The sequence below is a fragment of the Massilia genomosp. 1 genome (assembly GCF_011682185.1).
Taxonomy (GTDB): Bacteria; Pseudomonadota; Gammaproteobacteria; order Burkholderiales; family Burkholderiaceae_D; genus Telluria_A; species Telluria_A rubra.
In genome coordinates this window covers 1-280 of the sequence record NZ_WHJF01000562.1, presented here as the reverse complement: position 1 = coordinate 280, position 280 = coordinate 1, and the positions used below count along the sequence as shown (strand labels likewise).

At 67.1% G+C, this 280-nt stretch carries 1 protein-coding gene; it reads left to right on the top strand.

The annotated features are described in order from the left end of the window. A partial coding sequence (locus F1735_RS34910) for an MBL fold metallo-hydrolase (protein WP_229506108.1) occupies positions 1 to 280 on the top strand: 280 nt, incomplete at both ends.

Genomic DNA, 280 nt, shown 5'->3' with positions numbered 1-280 from the left:
CCGGTGTTTTCCAAGCGCGCGTCGCCGGTGCAGTGGGCCGGCCCGGCGCGCTTTCACCAGCCGCCGATCAGCATCGAGGAACTGCCGCCGCTCAAGGCCGTTATCCTCTCGCATGACCATTACGACCACCTCGACCATGCCTCGATCCTGGCGCTGGCGGCCAAGACCGAACAGTTTCTCACCCCGCTCGGCGTGGGCGAGCGCCTGGTGGCCTGGGGCATTGACGCCGCCAAGGTGAGCCAGCTCGACTGGTGGCAGGAACGCAAGGTGGGCAATGTGC